Below are 16,239 nucleotides of genomic sequence, written 5' to 3'. Positions count from 1 at the left end.
TTTCTCAAACCAGCCACACCACCCCGTAGGGCGGCAGACTGCCCGCAAAGTATTTGCCGCTAATCAGGTCGCGCCCCACCCGCCGGATGGGCTGGGGCCGGTTGGTCACGTTGATGTAGCACCCCACCTGCCGGTCGCGGTAGCCCCGAATGATACGCAGCACCTCCCTCGAGGCCATGACGGTCTGGGGCGCGTTGGGATGAAAGGCCGGGTGAGAAGCGCGCACCTTGAGCAGGTGGATGAAGCGGGCCAGCACCTTGTGGGCGCGCGAATGGGGGTTGGAGAGCAGCCCAGCCAGCTCCGGCCCGGTGAACTTGTGCCGGTTGAGGCGGCGGTTGATACCGCTTTCTTCCAGGCTTGCGTGGTCGGAGGGGGAGCCGAAGAGGCTGTGGATGTAGACCCCCGGTACACCCTGCAAGCTCAGGAGAACGGCATGGGCCGCCAGAAAGCGGGCGATCTTGAGGTCTTCGTCCTCGTCGCCGTGGGGATGATTGAGGGCATCGAACAGGGTCAGGCACAGCTCGTAGGGCACCGGGCCTGCCGGGGTGTCCTTGTAGTTGACCCGGCCCCCGTGGTCCAGGGCTTGCTGGACGAGGGCCTCGATTTCTTCGGGCTCCAGAATGCCGTGGGCCGGCACCACCCCCAGCCCATCGTGCGAGGCCAGGAAGTTGAAGAAGGTGGTGCGCTCGGAGGGCGGCTTCAGGCTGGCGGCCCAGGCGGCCAGCTTGCTGGCGTCACCGGCGCGGAAGGTGTGCAGCACTAAAGGGGGCAGCGGGAACTGGTAGACCATCTGGGCCTCGTCGTGGCCGTTGCCGAAATACGCGATGTTGTCCTGGTGCGGTACGTTGGTCTCGGTAATCAGCACCACCTGGGGAGCCACCGCATTTAGGGCCAGCCGCATCAGCTTGACGATGCGATGGGCACCTTCCAGGTGTATGCAACTGGTTCCGATCACCTTCCAGATGAAGCCCACTGCATCAAGCCGGATCAGCTGTGCGCCGTTTTGCACGTAGTACAGCAGGGCATCTATTACCTCCAACAGCACTTCGGGGTGAGCAAAATTGAGGTCAATCTGGTCGGTGGAGAAGGTTGTCCAGACCAGCTTCTCGCCGCTCTTGGTCTGGAAAGGGGTGAGCAACGGCAAAGCGCGGGGCCGGAAGACCTGCGAGAGGTCGGTGCCAGGTTCCACCACGGTAAAATAGTCTGTGTAATGGAGGTCGTCGCGCAAGAAAGCCTGAAACCACGGCGACGAGGCCGAGACGTGATTGCAGACCAGGTCGGCCATCAGCCGAAAATCCGCCGCAATGGCCCGTACATCTTCCCAGGTGCCCCACTCGGGCTTGACCTGCTTGAAGTCCACCACGCTGAAGCCATCGTCGGAGGTGTAGGGATAAAAGGGCAGGATGTGCACCCCGGAGAAGGCCCCCTGGAGGTGCTGGCGTAGAAAGCGGTGTAGGGTTTGTAGCGGGGCTTCACCGGCTTGGGTAATCTGATCACCGTAGGTGATGAGGATGGCGTCCTGCTCGCTCCAGGGGGGGGTGGGGTGGGGCCGGGCCAGGTCGGGATAGCGCTCGAGCAGGGCCATGAGCTGCCCCAGCACTTCCTGGCCCCGACCGGGGTAGAGAAACTCGAGGTGGTCTTTCAGCTTCAGATGTATGTCGGCGTGCGCGGTCATGGTGGGATGTGGTCGCTCCTCAGGGGTTGGCTCGATTATTGCAAAATGGGCACGCCCACTAAAGACTGCTGCCAGCGCCGGGCGTGTGCGGGCTCTGGCTCCAGGCCAGGTAGATGGCCGCCGTCCAGGAGAAGGAACCACCGCCCAGTCCTTGCCCGGTCAGGGGATGGAAGTACTCGCTAAAGCCCGCCGTCTCGCACAGCTTCAGGGTCTCCCGGCGGATGCGCTCGGCCACCTGGGGGTAGCCGTACTCGGCAAAACCCAGGGCGATCAGGTAGTTGACCACCGCCCAGACCGGGCCCCGCCAGTAGCGCTGCGGCTCGAAGTGGGGGCTCCCGGGGTCGGTGCTGGGCACCAGGTAGCGCACCTGGCTGGCCCAGCCCTCGAGGCTCCCCAGCAGGCGCCGGGCCCTTTCCGGGCTGGCGGTTCCGGCAAAGAGCGGCAAAAACGAGGCCGAGACCCCCACCCGGATGGGCTGGCCGGTTGTGAGGTCTAGGTTGAAGTAAAGGCCGACGGCCTCGTCCCACAGGCCCTCGATGCCCTGCTGGCTGGCCTCGAGCCACCCAGCGATTTCGGCCTCATCGCCAAAGCCAAACCGCTTCGATAGCCACAGCAGGTCGCGGTTAGCCCGGTGCAGCACACAATCAATCAGCAGGCTGGCTACCCGGAAGGGGCACTCCTGCACCAGGCGGAGCTGGTCGAAGCCGGCGCGCTTGTAGACCTCGAGCAGGGTCAGGAAGCGGTCGTACTCGCTCTGGTGGGGGCGCTGGCTGGGGTCTACGTGCGAGGTATCGCGGCGGGTGTAGGGCGGCAGGCTGGGGTCTACCTGCACCCGGCCCAGGGCCTCGTCCCAGGCCGGGCTGTTGTCGGCCCCGGTCTCCCAGGGGTGCAGCACGGTGACGAGGCCGGTGTGCTGGGGGTCGCGCTCGCGCTTGAACCAGCGGTGGTAGGCCAGAATTCTGGGGTAGAGCTGCCGGGCTTTTTCCTCGGCTAAAGCCCGATCCTGGGCCTGCTCGAGCATCCAGCGCACAAAGGTGGCCACCACCGGCGGCTGGGTGATGGCCGAGGTGGGCGGGGTGCGGGCCACCCCCCAGCGCTCGGGGCCGGGGAAGTAGGTAGGTTCGGGTTTGTGGAAGATGATGTGCGGCAGCATGCCGTTTGGCCACTGTCCCTGGAAGAGCAAATCGAATTCCTGCCAGGCTCTGGCTTCGTCAAACTGCATCCAGCCCAGGGCCGTAAAGCCCGCATCCCATAGCCATTGAAAAGGGTAGAGGCCAGCCGTCGGAATGGTGAAGCCCTCCCGGTCATTGGCTTGGAGAATCCGCTGGGCTTCTTGAACGAGGGATTCCTGGATTTGCATGGCTACCTCACCGTCAGGGCTTGACCACTGCTGGGATCAAGCCAGCGCAGGCGATCGGGCTGGGGTCTGAACCAGAGGGTTTGCCCAGCCTTGACCTCGAAGTCTGGGGGTACGGTGGCTTTGATATGTTGTCTGCCAAAGCTCAAGGTCAGCAGGAGATGGGGGCCCAGGGGCTCCACCACCAGCACTTCGGCAGGGAAGCTTTGCGGTTGCTGCACGGCATGAGCCTCGAGGTCTTCGGGCCGCACCCCCAACAAGACTTCCTGGCCGGATACAGCGGTGGGCAAATCCAGGGTAAGCGACTGAATCTTGGCTTGCTTACCTTCGACCGGCAACTTCAAGAAATTCATGGGTGGGCTGCCAATAAAGCCACCCACAAACGTGTTGGCTGGCTCCTGATACACCCTCATCGGCTCATCGTATTGCACCACATATCCGGTGTTCATGACTGCAATACGGTCGGCCAGGCTCATCGCTTCCACCTGGTCGTGGGTTACGTAGAGCGTGGTGGTGCGGCTCTCGGCCAGAAGGCGCTTGAGTTCGGCCCGCATCTCTAGGCGCAGCAGGGCATCCAGATTGGACAAGGGCTCATCCATCAACAACACCTCGGGTTCTACCGCCAGGGCCCGGGCCACCGCAACCCGCTGGCGCTGGCCACCGGAGAGCTGGGCCGGATAGCGCTCGAGGAGGTTCTCGATGTGCATCAGGGTCGCGGCTCGCTCCACGTTGGCCGCCAGTTTTTCAGGGGACACTTTCTGCATTTTGAGACCAAAGGCGATATTTTCATACACCGTGAGGTGGGGAAAAACCGCGTAGTTCTGGAATACCATAGCGATCTTGCGCGAACGAGGTGGGAGTTCGGTCACGTCCCGATCCCCAATCCAGACCCGCCCCTTTTCGGCCTGCTCGAGGCCCGCGATGATGCGCAGCAGGGTGGTTTTGCCGCAGCCCGAGGGGCCCAGCAGCACCACGAACTCCTGGTCACGCACCTCGAGCGAAACCCCGTTCAAAGCCTTGAACTTGCCAAAGGTTTTCTCGATGTTTTCCACTCGAATGGAAGCCATAAACCTCCTAGAAACCCCTTACCGGTTGGCGATGCCCCACAGCGTAAACAGGTAGCGCCGGATGATGAAGATAAAGACCAGGGCCGGCACGATCAGGAAGAAGCCGCCGGCAAAGCGGAAGGGCAGGGGAGAGTCATTGAGTGAGGTGAGCAAAAAGGCCGGTAGGGTGCGCTCGCGCAGGGTGAGCAGGGTAGCGGCGAACACCTCGTTCCACGAGATCACAAAGGCGAAGATGGCCGTAGCGGCCAGCCCCGGCAGGGCCAGCGGCAGCACCACCCGCAAAAAGGCCTGGATGCGGTTGCAGCCCAGCGTCCAGGCGGCCTCTTCCAGCTCTTTGGGTATGCCCAGAAAAAGGCTGCTGGTCACCAGTACCGCAAACGGCAGGGCCAGCGCAGTGTGCACCAGCGCCACCCCAAAGGGGGTGTCGTAGATGCCCAACTGAAGGAACTGCACCGCCAGCGGGATGGCCAGGATGGCCAGGGGAAAAGCCCGCGTCATCAGAATCAGCAGGCGGTAGGCGTCCGCACCGGCAAACCGGTAGCGGGCCAGAGCGTAGCCGGCGGGGGCCCCCAGCAGTACCGAGAACACCAGGGTCATGGCGGCCACCGCCAGGCTGTTGCGGATGGCTTTCCAGACCCCCTCCACGCCGAAGAAGAAGGCGATGGTTTCCAAAGAAAACTGCTGGGGCAGAAGCCCTTTGGGCCAGGCAAACACCGAGGCCCGGTCGCTAAAGGCCAGGGTGGCGATCAGAAAGATGGGAATCAGCACCCATAGCACCAGCACGATCGCCAGGAGCATATATAGGTGACGCAGGTTCATGCCGCACCATCCTGCTTGGAGCGCATCAATCGTAAGTACAGCAGGGTGGCCACCACCGAGATGCCCAGGATGATGACCGCGTAAGCCGCCGCCACCCCCGGATTCTGGTAGGCGTTGTACCAGTAGTAGGCCTCACCCGCCAGCACCGGCAGGTTGCGCCCGCCCAGCGCTACCACCACCGCGAAGACCTCGAGGGCCAGAATGGTGCGCAGGATGAGGGCCACCTGCAGGCTGGGCATAAGCAGGGGCAGGGTGACTTTCCAGAAGCGCTGCCAGGGGGTGGCCCCAAACACCTCGGCGGCCTCGCTGTATTCTTTGGGAATCAGTTGCAAGCCGGCGACCAGAATCACAAACACGATGGCGGTAGCCCGCCAGACCTCTGCCGCTACCACCGCCACAAAAATCATCATGGGGGTCTCGTAGCTAAGCCACAGTTGTGGTTGCTGAATCACCCCGATACCCTGCAGGAAGCTGTTGAGGTAGCCGCGCTCGGTAAAAATCGAGAGCCATACGATACCGGCGGCTAGGTCGGAAATTCCTAACGGGATCGTCCACACATACAAAAACAGGTCACGGCCTTTGGAGATGCCCCCCAGCAACATAGCCATCCCCAAGGCCATCACCACCTGTAAGGGGACAATAACCACCGTCAGAAGCAAGGTATATTTGAGGGCATCCCGGAAGTAGAGATCGGCGGCCATGCGCTGGAAATTCTCGAGCGTCCACTGCCCCCCGCTGCCCCGCACCGACAAGAGCAGGGCCTCGACCAGCGGCCAAGCAAACAAAAACAGCAAAAACAGCACGCTCGGCAAGATAAGCACGTAGGGGATATACCGTTCGCTACGCATCTGACCCTTCCACTTTCATCCCATGTCGGGTGAGTGCTCTTGGATGGAAAGGGGCCGGCAGTTGAATCACCGACCCCTTTAGGCAAGTCAAATCGCGCTGATGACTATTGCGGTTTGCTGGCACACAACCCGTGTTGTTCTCCAAACGTCAAAGGTCGGTGCCTTTAGCCTTCCGCTTTAGTTCACCGGGCAAGCCCCACTGCTGGCAGGGTCGGGCGACCAGCAAGGAGCCCTGGTTTCGTTCATGATGCGGCGCAGGTTGCCGGCTTCGCTATCGAGCACTCGACGAACATCTTCGTTGCGAAGGATGATCCGCGCGAAGGTGTCCTGAAAGACCTTGTTGTACTCGCCGCCCCTGGCGCCCAGACCCACCGGCAGCAGGCTGGGTAGGGCCACGTTGCTCTGGGCCTGCCGGGCGATGGCGTCGGCGCCCATGCGGATGCCCTGGGGCAGGTTATCGGGCAGGCGCACCTGGATGACCGGGAAGAAGCCGTTTTGTACCAGGGTGGTAATCTGCACCTCGGGCCGGGTCAGGTATTCGATGGCGGCTACGGCAGCAGCCCGGTTGGGGCCGCCCTTGGGGATGGCCAGCCCGGCCAGCACCGGCATGAAACCCCGGCCATAAGGCCCGATGGGGGCGGGGAAGGCCACAAACTCGTTGGGCTTCTGGTTCAGGGCATCGCGCAGGCGGGCGATGTGATCCCAGGCGATCCAGACCTCGCCCGCCAATAAGGGCTCTTGCATAAAGTCGTAGCTGGTGGACTGCGGGTTCACGTGCTGCCAGAGGCTCTTGAACTCGAGCCACATACTCTCGGCCTCGTCGCTTCTAAATTTGGTGACTGCACTCTTGGTATAAGAGGGATACAAATAACCTTGCGTGAAGCGGTGCATCAAACCCCTGGGGCCTGCCGGGAAACCCAGCATACGCCGACCGGTGGCCCGCTGGACATTGGCGGCCCACTCCTTGAGCTGGGTGTAGGTGAGTGTATTGACGTTGGCACCCGCCGGCAGATACTGCAAGGCCTGGCGGTTGGCCACCATGATGTAGGTGGCCTGCATCCAGGGGATGTAGAGCTGGTTGGCGGTGCCCATCTTGCCTAGGTTGACAAAGGTTTGGGAGAACCGCCGGTCTTTGAGCTGGGCCAGCACATCGTCTACATTGTCCAGCGCACCCGCGGCGATCAGTGGGGGAAAGTCGCCGTGCAGACCCCCGGCCAAGCCCACGTTCACCCGGCCCGCCCGTACTTCGGAGAGAATGCGGTTGGTGAAGGGAGCGTTGTCCTCGGGAATAAATTCCACCCGCCCCTGGAAGTCCTTTAGGATTACCTGCCGCATCCGCTGGGCCTCCTCGATGGGGGTGAACTGGGTAGAGACAAACAGCAGCGAGGCCGTCTGCTGCGCCAGTACCCCAGACAGCGCCAGCAGGGTGCCCAGACCCAACCACAACCACTTGTGCTTCTTCATGCCTTCCTCCTTTTATGTTTGCGGTGGCCCATCCGACCCCCGCAGAACCAACTCGGGAACCCAGACCTCTTGCAACTGCGAAACCGCTTCCCCGCCCAGCCGGGCCAACAGCATCTCCACCAGCCGTTTGCCGGTATCGCGGAAAGGCTGGTGTACGGTGGACAGGGGTGGATCGGTGTATTGGGCCTGGGGGATGTCGTCGTAGCCAATGACCGAGACTTCTTGGCCACCTTTGAGCCCTCGAGCGCGCAAAGCCCGCAGTACCCCAATGGCCATGAGGTCGTTGGCGCACAGGATGGCGGTGGGGGTCTCGGAGGCATCTAGGAGATTCTGGGCCAGGCGGTAGCCGCTCTCCTCGCTCAGGTCGCCCTCTACCATCCACGCAGGATTAACCTCTACCCTGGCCTCGGCCATGGCCTGCTGAAAGCCGGCCCAGCGGTGCGCGGCAAAGTTGAGGTCGTGGGGCGCGCCGATGTAGGCGATGCGGCGGTGGCCCAGGTTCAAAAGATGCTGGGTGGCCCGGTAAAAGCCCTGCTGCCCGTCTATGTCCAGATAGGGAAAGGGGGTGCCGATCAGGTCGCTGCGCCCATGGGCCACAAAGGGGATATCGTGCTCCAGCAGATAGGCGATGCGCTCGTCGTGGCGCCGGGTGCGGGCTAGCACCAGACCTTCCACCTTTTTGCCTTCCACCAAGCGCCGGTAGCAGGCCAGCTCCTCCAGGCCCGGCGGGCAGGTGGCTACCAGCAGGTCCAGTCCAGCGTTGGACAGCCCCTCGCCCAGCCCAGCCAGCAGCTCCAGAAAAAACGAGTCGGCAAAGCGCCCCGGTGGGGAGGGGATCACCAGGCCGATGGTCTCGGCGCGGCCCTTGCGTAGGCGCTTTCCATTTGGATTGGGACGGTATCCCAGGCGGGTAGCAATCTCGAGCACCCGTTCGCGGGTTTGGGGACGAACCCGATCGGGGTTGTTGAGCACCCTCGAGACCGTGGCAATCGAGACCCCAGCCTCGGCCGCTACGCGGCGGATGTCAACGGCCGGGGGGGATAGGCGATTGGACATAAGGAAACCTGCGTGACTGAGGCCACTTCTGCACGTAATGTAAACGTTTTCCAAACTCTATCACGCCCCTCTTGTTTGTGCAAGCCCCCTTGGACTGGGGTGTACGCTAAAACCCATGAGGCACCTGCTGTGGCTGGTAGTACTGCTGGCCGCCTGCCTGCCCGCCCCGTCGCAGCGCAACCTGCGACCGGCAGGCAGCCCCGATGTGGTGGTGATGGGTTTTTCGGGGCGCTGCGCTTCGTTGCCGGTGGTGGGGGATGGCTGCAACCCGCCCTTCGACAATTACGGCTACCTCGATGATGCAGTCTTCCCCCGCAGTACCACCCCGCGCCAGACTGCCCAGACGGTGGTCGGGGTTTTTCGGGAACTGGGCTATAGCGTGGAATACTTCGACGTTTCGGCCTTCCTGTACGCCCACACCAGCGGCATTTCCAGGCAGCAGGAGCCGGGCTACCTCGAGGCCGAAGGGTATCTAAGGCGGGTCTACGAGTACTGGATCCGGGGCTTCGAGAACCCCACGCGGGTGGTGCTGCTGGCCCACTCCCACGGCACCGTCTGGGCCAGCCTTTTGGCCTGGAACCACCCCGAGGTGCGCTTCGACTATTTCATCTACCTGGACGCCATCTGTAGCTTCTGGGATACCGATAATATGCGCAACAACCGCATCATTCAGGATTACTACGATGCCCGCGGGCTGCGCCGCCCCTTCCCGCTCAACGAAGATGAAGGCGGTGGCCCCTGCAAGGCGATTGCAGTGCCGGGCCAGCCGGCTAAACAAGACCTCAACGATGTGGTTCCGCCCAACGTGGGGGTGGGCCTCGAGGTCGTCAGCCGCAGCCCGGTCAACCTGGCCCCGGTCAACTTCATCCACGATGACGACCCCGACTACCGGCTCGACGGCTCCAAAACCAGCCTATTCCGCTTCCAGTCCCGCGAGGATCACAGCGGCGTTACCGCCCAGGGCAGCGACGCCATGCAGTGGGTGGTGGCCCAGATTCGGGCTCTAGGGGTTTTTTGACCCCAGCCAAGCTCCCGTGTAATACCGGTTCCGCTTAAACCCTTCACCTTTGGATGTAATCAAAGGCGAGGGGTTCAAGCCGACCAAAGGGAGTAGGCGTGTATTCCGGCGGTATCGTTTAGACTTTCAAAAGTGAACGATGCTGCCGGAATGCGTATAATTTGAGTCCAGGAGGTATCAGCATGTCGGTGGTGGAGCGTATACAGGCGCAGGTTCGCCGCTGGGAAGAGAGCGGCGACCACCGGGCGGTCTTCCTGCGCTGCTATTCGATGATGACCCAGAACATGCTCACTGCCCTCGAGCAGGGGGCCTTTCAGGACCCCCGGTGGGTAGACCGGCTCCTGCACCACTTCGCCGACTATTACTTTGGGGCGCTCGAGGCCTACGAACAAGACCCGATCACTGCCCCACCCGTATGGCAGATTGCCCACGACTGCTGTCGCAGCCCCAACCTGAAAGCCTTGCAAAACCTACTGCTGGGGGTTAATGCCCATATCAACTACGATCTGGTATTGGCCGTGAGCGACCTGCTGCAAGATGAGTGGGCCAACTTAAGCCCAAAGCAGCGCGAGATGCGGTATGCCGACCACTGCAAGGTGAACGTGATTATCGCCCAGACCATAGACGCCGTACAGGATCAGGTCGTCGAACGCTACGACCCCGCCATGGATTTAGTAGACAAGCTGATGGGCTCGCTCGACGAGTGGCTGGTATCGCGCTTAATTACCGACTGGCGCGACCAAGTCTGGCGCCATGCCGTTGAGCGGGTGATGGCTTCCCAGGCCGAGCGGGAAGCGATAATCCGGAAGGTTGAAGACGCCTGCTTGAGCCTGGCTGATTCCATCCTGCTCAGGCGAGCATAAACCCCTACCCCGCAAACTTACGCAGCATCGCGGCAATTTGCGCGGGTTTTTGGTTGTCGCCCTTGGCGATGTCGGCGGCGCAAAGGGTCAGGAACTCCTGGAGGATGAGGGTCGAAGCCGACTCCATGGCCTTTTTGGTGGCAGTCATCTGGGTGAGTACCTCCTCGCAGGGGCGGCCCTCCTCGACCATTTTTTGCAGTCCCCGCACTTGCCCCTCGATCCGTCGCAGGCGTTTGAGGATGCCATCTAGGGTTTCCCCGTTTAGATCGGTGGTGTTCATAGGGCCATAGTCTATACCAGTATTTTCTGAGGGAGGCAATCGGGTGCTCTTTGGGGTAGCCTCGAGACTTCTATTTCAGGAAATATTCAGCCGAGAGGGTTAAGTTGCGCCAGGGTGGATTGGCAAAACCAGCGGAATCGGCAAGGCGTACCTGACGCAATTCCCCACCGATCTTTGGGGATCGGATCTCGCATTTCAACTATGGAGACACTTAGTCCGGCTCGCCCTCCGGGTCGGTAGAAGGTGCCTCGAGGGTGGCTTCGCGCGGGGCATCGGGATAAAACTTGCGCAGTCTTCCGCCAAATAGCTCTACCAATCTTTGAAAACGCGGGTCTTCCAATAGGCCAGTCTCGTTGGCAGGTTTGGCTTCGGTCTCCTCGGACGCCTCGTCGGGAGGGTTTTGGTCAAAAAGGGGGGTTTCGGGGTTCCAAGGCTCCGGTTCGGGCGGCCCTATATCTGGGTGGTGTAACAGCGAGAGATCGGGTTCTTCCCAGGGTGTGTCGGCGGGGGCTGGTTCAACAGGGGCAGTGCTGCTGGTTGAGAGAGCTGGAGAGGTTTCGGGGGGCAGCGGTTGCCCTAGATGTTCAAAGGCGACAGGGGTGGGTGGGGTTGGGAGCATGGTGGGCTCTACATCGGCAGCACTGGAAGTGGCATTTTTGCCGTTGGTCTCCGATGGCGGGGGCTTGCTTGGCGGTATCAAGGGTTGGGTTGGAGGACGATCCCCTTCGGGACGGATGGGCGTCCGTGCACCTGGAGGACGATCCCCTTCGGGACGGACGGGCGTCCGTGCACCTGGAGGACGATCCCCTTCGGGACGGACGGGCGTCCGTGCACCTGGAGGACGATCCCTTACCGGGAGGGTCTGTGACCCGGCACCTAAAGGCTCATCCGCTGGTTTTTTTTTCCCACCCAGGCGCAGCTCGACCTGCTGGATGCCCAGCACTTCCCGAACGGCCTTCTGGATATCCTCGAGGTTCTTCTGAGCCCCCTGGTGGTGGAAGCTGGCCCGCTCGGGGAACAGTAACACCACCCTGTCGTCTTCAAAACGCGGCTCGGCCTCGCGCACAAAGCCCCGGATGGTCATCTTGAGTGCGTTCATGACCCGCCGCCACTCCGAAGCCAACTCGACCACGCTTTGCCCGGTGGAGCCAGGGGGCACTTCCGCTGGCGTACGGCCCTCTTCCCGGCCCTCGGCCTTTTTCGGCCTGGGATCAAAGTCGGGAATGCTTGGGGATGCAACCGCTACCGTCGCTGTCTGGGTGGCAGGGGCGGTATGGAGGGCTTGGTAGGCGCTGAGGATGGCCAACTCCAGCGACATGGCATCGGAGCGCTTGAGGAGGCGCTCGAGGGTTTCGTCTAGCGCAGTCATCGCGGCCACCAACCGTTCTTCGGGTTGGTTCAGGTGGGGGCCAATGCCCAGCCCCAGGCGCCCATACAACCCGGCCCGCAGGGCTTCCAGCAGCCCCTGGGCCACGGTGCGGGCGGCAAATCCTTGGGTATAAAGGTGTTGGGCCTGTTCCAAAGCCTGACGAATCTGCCCTTTGTCCAGGGCTTCGGCCACTACAAACAAAGCTTCTTGTGGGGGCAGCCCTAGCGCGTCTTCAGTTTGTTTCAGGGTGAGAGGGCCCTCGAGCGTCAGCAACCTGTCCAGCAGGCTCTCCGCGTCGCGCATGGCCCCGTCGGCCAGTCGAGCTACCAGTTGCAGGGCTTGCGGTTCGGCGGTTCGGCCCAAGCCGGACAGGATGCGCTGCAACTTCTCCACGATCTCGGCTTCAGAAAGCCGCCTGAAGCGGAAGTGCTGGGTGCGCGAGAGGATGGTGGGGGGTATCCGCTCGGGTTCGGTGGTGGCAAAGATGAAAATCACGTGGGGCGGGGGTTCTTCCAGCGTCTTCAACAGCGCGTTGAAGGCACTTTTGGACATCATGTGGGCCTCGTCGAGAATCACCACCTTGTGGTTGCCCATGATGGGGGCCAACAAGATTCGCTCGCGCAGGTCGCGCACATCCTCCACCGAGTTATTGGAGGCGGCGTCAATTTCCAGCACGTCGGGATGCCGCCCCTCCCGCACCAGCCGGCAACCCTCACAGGTGCCGCAGGGCTTGGGATCGCTCGAGCAATTGACCGCTTGGGCTATCAGCCGGGCGCTGCTGGTCTTGCCCACCCCCCGGGGCCCCGAAAACAGATAGGCTTGGGATAGCTTGCCCTGCCGGAGTGCATTCAACAAAACTTCCTTGACATGCTCCTGACCCACCATCTCGTCGAAGGTGGTCGGGCGGGCCTGGCGGTAGAGTGCACTCACGGGTTCTAGCTTAAGGCCCAAAGCTGAAAGCGCAAAGCTATAGCTTTGGTTTTCCAGTAGGGGCACTGTCATGGTTTTGGCTATCGGAAGTCGGTATATGAACCCCTCCAGATCGGGTCTTTTGCCGATAGTCCTTTGCATAGTGGCAAAACCCTCCGAAAAACTCCTTGTTGATCAGGCTTCAAATATCCGGCAGGTCTAGGTCGGGGATGCGGTTAAAGGCGATGCGGGTCACGGCGCTTTGCTCGGTGCGGTGCATGCCGGCGAAATAGAGAGCCTGGGGGCCATATTTGCTGTTGGCCTTATCCATTGCCCGGGCCAGATGCACCAGCTTCTGGTCGGGCTCGAACAAGGGCCAACTAAGCTGGTGATCGGGAATCAGGCTCCCCAGGGCCACCCCTACCTTAAGGGGGGTGCCTTCCGGTTTTTGCTGCCAAAGCTTTAGGAACACTCGCAGAAGGGTCAAGGTGTCTTGGCTGGGCTGGATGCGGGTATAGGTGTCCCATTTGTGCTTCTCGCCCCCGTCCAGAAAACGCACGAAGAGGGCCAGTGAGCCTGTCCAGTAGCCCTCGTGGCGCAATCGGGCGGCAGCACGGTGTATCAGCCGGCTGAGCACCGCTCTGGCTCCAGCTTCGTTGCGAAACACCGGGGGTAGTACATGTGAGTGGCTCAGGCTGCGTCGCTGGGTGGGCAATTCGGGCAGGTCGGTTCCGCGCAGGCGGTGCCACCAGGCAAAGCCATGTACCCGGCTGCCCCAGACCTGGGCGAGTTGCAGCATGGAAAGCTGGTAGAGCTGCTCCACCGTAGCAACACCATGTTTGAACAGGCGCTGTTCCATGCTGGGGCCGATGCCCGGCAGGTCGCGCAGTTGCAGCGAATAGAGCTGATGGGGCAGATCGGAAAGTTGTAGCAGGGTCAGGCCGTCGGGTTTGTGCATCTCGGCAGCCACTTTGGCCAGGAACCGATTGGGCCCCAGGCCCACCGAACAGCGCAACTGCCTGCCCACTCGCCGGTAGATGGCCTCTTTGACTTGCTCCCCTAGCCGACGGGCCTCGGAAGTCTCTTTTTCCCGACCCATTAGCTTGCAGACCATCTCATCTATGGAGAGCACTGCCTCGATGGGCAGCACGGTGTCTACAGCCTGTAAAATTTGGTGATGGATGCGGATGTACTCCTTGGGACGCGCCTCGACGATTTCCAGCTTGGGGCACAAGAGCCGGGCATCCTGTACCGGCGTCCCGGTCTTGATCCCAAAACGTTTGGCCTCGTAGCTGGCGGCAATGCAACAGGTGGTCTCGGCCAGTACGGGTACCACCGCCACCGGCTTGCCGCGCAGTTCAGGCCGGAGTTGTTGCTCCACCGAGGCAAAGTAGGAATTCATGTCCAGAAACAGGTAGTGGATGCCCATGCGAACCTCCAGGATGCGGGGGATGTTGCACACCGAATAAGTTTCGGTGATTATGTATATTACATAATATAAATATCATATTTTTGCAAGGGCAAATGGCCTCAGCATCTGCTGAGGGGGTGATTCTTCTTTTGAGGTGAGGCTTGGGCAGTGCTGGGGGGCTCAGTCCAGGGGGTCTTTCGCGGTTTCTTTGGTTTCGGGGGCAAACCCACCGAACATAAATACCTCGTCTCCCTGGTCGCTGAGGTGCAGTTCGGCCAACCCCTTGCGTACCATCTCGCGCAGGTGAGAACGGGCCTGTTCGATCTCCAACTGGCAGTGCAGTACCACCTCGGCCAAGGTCACCCGGCCCTGCATCTGTTTGGCTAGGGCCAGGATACGCTGCTCTGGAGACCGGGCGATGTTTCGAGGGTTTTTGGAGGTTGCCAGGCGGTAGCCAAGCACGCCTACAATGGCAAAAAATACCGCCAAACCCGCCAGAACCCCAGGCCCCTCTTCTCCCAAGTTGCCCGAAAGCAAGCCGCCGATGGCGGCCACCACAAAAAACCCGCTCATTGCGACGATGAACCATCCCAAAAAAAGCACGCATCCCAAGGAATTATCGGTACTGGCAGCACCCTTCCTGGTTCAAAAAAGAAAGAGCCCCAGTTGAGGGCTCTTCTTACTAAAGGGTAAGCGTTAGAAGTTGAACTTCAAGCCCGCCCGCGCCCCCAGACCAAAGTTACCGCCGCTCTCGAAGCGGGGGTTGCCTTCCAGGAAGAGGCCGAGGGGGCCAAACAGGTTGAGATCGAGCCCCACGGCGGCGGTGCCGTAGATGGGGTTGGCCAAGGCAGGTAGGAAGCGGGCTCCCACCCCCACGTAGGGGCTAATCAGCCCACTCCCAAAGTGGCGCATCAGGTAGGCTTCGATGCCCAGAGCGTTGGTGCCAAGGTTGTAGTCCAAGCCGGCCCGCAAGCCAAAGCCCAGGAATACATCGCGGACACCCACCATCCCGGTAAGGGCAAGGTTGTTGGTATTGAAGATACCACCCGCAGGCTCGGGGATGATGCCGAGCGCAGCACCCGCACCAAAGTAGAGGTTGCGAGCCCTGGGTGCGGCGGGCGTGACGGGTGCCACTGGCCGTACTTCAGGCTGGGGTTGCGGTTGAGGCTGGGGTGCGGGTTGTTGGGCTTGTTGGCGCAACTCGTTGACCTGACCTTGCAAGGTGGTGACCTGGCTGCTCAGGCCGCGTACTTGCTCTTCCAGGGCAGCCACGCGGGCGGCATCGGGACGGTTGCGAATCTGTTCTTCCAGGGTGGCGATGCGGCGTTCCAGGGCCACGGCATCTTGTGGGGCGGTGGGGGCGGCCGGGGCCTGACTCAGGCGCTGGACTTGCTGCTCCAAGGCCGCAATACGGGTCTGGAGTTCAGCCGGGGTGGGGCCCGCCGGCTGGGCCGGCTGGGCGGGTTGGGCCGGGGCTTGGGCCAGCCGCTGGACTTGTTGTTCGAGAGCCGCTAGGCGTTGCTCGAGGGCTGCCGCCCGCTGGCTGGTCTCGATAGCCCGCTTGACCTCGGCCTCGAGTTCGGCCAGCTTACCGGCCTGATCCTGGCTGGTGCGCTCGAGGGCTGCAAAACGCTGCTGCAATTGCTGAAGTTCGGGCGCTACCTCCTGTGCACCCCGCTCAACCGCCAAACGGCACTCGGGGCGGGTGGTCTCGAGGCGGTTGGTCTGGTAGAGGCGGAAGAAAATCAGGGCGGCCTGGTAGCGGGTCAGGTTTTGGTTGCCCCGGAAGGTGCCGTCGGGGAAACCCTCTATCAAACCGCATTGCACGGCAAACTCCACGGCCTGACGGGCCCAGTGCCCAGCGGGGATATCCCGGAACTGGGTCTGTGCGCTGGCGAACACACCGAAGAATGCAGCCAACACAAAAGTGACAATGGCTAGACGGCTTTTTGGCATATAAACCTCCTCTTTGACTTAAGTTTTCGAGACCAAGCGGTCTTGGCTCCGTCTCCTACGCTACGCAGCCAACGTGAGGATCCAACTTAACCAGCCAATAAGGGGAATTTGGAACTTTATCACCCATTTCATGTACTGGCGCGATGG

The 16,239-nt window shown here is 61.7% G+C and carries 14 protein-coding genes; 2 read left to right on the top strand and 12 right to left on the bottom strand.

Annotated elements, in window-relative coordinates; translation table 11 throughout:
- Nucleotides 1-4: 4 nt before the first annotated feature.
- The 7 genes from WKI89_RS10785 to WKI89_RS10755 all read right to left on the bottom strand — a co-directional run bounded on the left by WKI89_RS10785 (nt 5) and on the right by WKI89_RS10755 (nt 8,286).
- Nucleotides 5-1,675 (bottom strand): sugar phosphorylase, encoded by a 1,671-nt coding sequence (locus WKI89_RS10785; RefSeq protein WP_337869519.1) that lies wholly within the window; start codon nt 1,673-1,675, stop codon nt 5-7.
- A 58-nt stretch (nt 1,676-1,733) separates the two neighbouring features.
- On the bottom strand, nt 1,734-3,035 hold the full coding sequence (locus WKI89_RS10780; RefSeq protein WP_337869517.1) for a trehalase family glycosidase: 1,302 nt from the start codon (nt 3,033-3,035) through the stop codon (nt 1,734-1,736).
- Between the two features lie 2 nt (nt 3,036-3,037).
- Nucleotides 3,038-4,099 (bottom strand): ABC transporter ATP-binding protein, encoded by a 1,062-nt coding sequence (locus tag WKI89_RS10775; RefSeq protein WP_337869515.1) that lies wholly within the window; start codon nt 4,097-4,099, stop codon nt 3,038-3,040.
- An 18-nt stretch (nt 4,100-4,117) separates the two neighbouring features.
- A complete protein-coding gene (locus tag WKI89_RS10770; protein WP_337869514.1) occupies nt 4,118-4,918 on the bottom strand; it encodes a carbohydrate ABC transporter permease in 801 nt (266 codons plus the stop codon).
- A complete protein-coding gene (locus tag WKI89_RS10765) occupies nt 4,915-5,766 on the bottom strand; it encodes a sugar ABC transporter permease (RefSeq protein ID WP_337869512.1) in 852 nt (283 codons plus the stop codon). Before WKI89_RS10765 ends, WKI89_RS10770 begins: the two co-directional genes overlap by 4 nt.
- A gap of 177 nt (nt 5,767-5,943) precedes the next feature.
- The gene (locus WKI89_RS10760; RefSeq protein ID WP_337869510.1) at nt 5,944-7,230 is read right to left on the bottom strand and encodes an ABC transporter substrate-binding protein; all 1,287 of its coding nucleotides are present in this window, start codon (nt 7,228-7,230) and stop codon (nt 5,944-5,946) included.
- Between the two features lie 12 nt (nt 7,231-7,242).
- Complete coding sequence (locus WKI89_RS10755; protein WP_337869508.1) at nt 7,243-8,286, bottom strand: LacI family DNA-binding transcriptional regulator; 1,044 nt, start codon at nt 8,284-8,286, stop codon at nt 7,243-7,245.
- A gap of 115 nt (nt 8,287-8,401) precedes the next feature.
- On the opposite strand from WKI89_RS10755, the gene WKI89_RS10750 reads away from it, so the two are divergent.
- Both WKI89_RS10750 and WKI89_RS10745 read left to right on the top strand, forming a co-directional pair.
- On the top strand, nt 8,402-9,304 hold the full coding sequence (locus tag WKI89_RS10750) for a hypothetical protein (protein ID WP_337869506.1): 903 nt from the start codon (nt 8,402-8,404) through the stop codon (nt 9,302-9,304).
- A 182-nt stretch (nt 9,305-9,486) separates the two neighbouring features.
- On the top strand, nt 9,487-10,167 hold the full coding sequence (locus WKI89_RS10745) for a DUF5995 family protein (protein ID WP_337869505.1): 681 nt from the start codon (nt 9,487-9,489) through the stop codon (nt 10,165-10,167).
- 4 nt (nt 10,168-10,171) lie between these two features.
- Here WKI89_RS10745 and WKI89_RS10740 read toward each other — a convergent pair whose 3' ends face one another.
- From WKI89_RS10740 to WKI89_RS10720, 5 genes are all read right to left on the bottom strand, one after another.
- Nucleotides 10,172-10,447: a metal-sensitive transcriptional regulator gene (locus tag WKI89_RS10740; RefSeq protein WP_337869504.1), complete on the bottom strand. Its 276-nt coding sequence runs from the start codon at nt 10,445-10,447 to the stop codon at nt 10,172-10,174.
- 211 nt (nt 10,448-10,658) lie between these two features.
- Nucleotides 10,659-12,746 carry a DNA polymerase III subunit gamma/tau gene (dnaX, locus tag WKI89_RS10735; RefSeq protein ID WP_337869562.1) on the bottom strand — a complete coding sequence of 696 codons (2,088 nt, stop codon included), beginning with the start codon at nt 12,744-12,746 and terminating at the stop codon, nt 10,659-10,661.
- A gap of 181 nt (nt 12,747-12,927) precedes the next feature.
- A complete protein-coding gene (locus WKI89_RS10730) occupies nt 12,928-14,154 on the bottom strand; it encodes a DNA polymerase (RefSeq protein WP_337869502.1) in 1,227 nt (408 codons plus the stop codon).
- 162 nt (nt 14,155-14,316) lie between these two features.
- Nucleotides 14,317-14,709: a hypothetical protein gene (locus WKI89_RS10725; RefSeq protein ID WP_337869500.1), complete on the bottom strand. Its 393-nt coding sequence runs from the start codon at nt 14,707-14,709 to the stop codon at nt 14,317-14,319.
- 123 nt (nt 14,710-14,832) lie between these two features.
- Nucleotides 14,833-16,092, bottom strand: a complete 1,260-nt coding sequence (locus WKI89_RS10720) for an S-layer homology domain-containing protein (protein ID WP_337869498.1) — start codon at nt 16,090-16,092, stop codon at nt 14,833-14,835.
- Nucleotides 16,093-16,239 lie beyond the last annotated feature (147 nt).

It is taken from the genome of Meiothermus sp., assembly GCF_037443965.1.
In the GTDB taxonomy this organism is placed as follows: Bacteria; Deinococcota; Deinococci; order Deinococcales; family Thermaceae; genus Meiothermus.
The sequence above is the reverse complement of the archived record's forward strand: the minus strand, read 5'-3'. Positions and strand labels throughout refer to the sequence as shown.